We start from the raw sequence: 410 nt of genomic DNA, 5'->3' as shown, positions 1-410 counted from the left end.
GCTGCCGGTCACCACGCCCTGGATGCGCAGGCGCTGGCCCTCGAAGGGGCTGCGCTCGCCGCTGCCCTGCAGCTCGCCGATCCGGCGCGGGGCCGATGGCACCTGGGTGGTGTCTTGGCGGGCGCAGGCCGGTAGCAGCATTGGCAGGGCCAGCAGCAGGGCGTAGCGGGCAAAGGCGGGCAAGGACATCGGGTTCGGGCTCCTGCAGAGACGACGACGCCGCCTCGGGGGCGGCGTCGCAGGCTGGGTGTCCGCGCGCGGCGGCAGCGGCTTACTTGAGGTTGTCCAGCATCCAGACAACCGAGGCCTCGACCTGCTCATCGGTCAGCGAGGGGTTGCCGCCGCGGGCCGGCATGATGCCTGCGGCGCCCTGGTAGCCGTCGATCGCGTGCCTGACCAGGGTTTCCACG

1 protein-coding gene is annotated in these 410 nt (G+C 72.4%); it reads right to left on the bottom strand.

Going from position 1 to position 410, the window contains the following annotated elements; translation table 11 throughout:
* The coding region (locus FLQ44_RS18110) for a hypothetical protein (protein ID WP_206208970.1) at positions 1-189 on the bottom strand (189 nt) is incomplete at its 3' end.
* Positions 190-410 lie beyond the last annotated feature (221 nt).

It is taken from the genome of Vogesella mureinivorans, from assembly GCF_007644035.1.
Lineage (GTDB): Bacteria > Pseudomonadota > Gammaproteobacteria > Burkholderiales > Chromobacteriaceae > Vogesella > Vogesella mureinivorans.
This window is presented reverse-complemented; position numbering and strand designations above follow the sequence as displayed.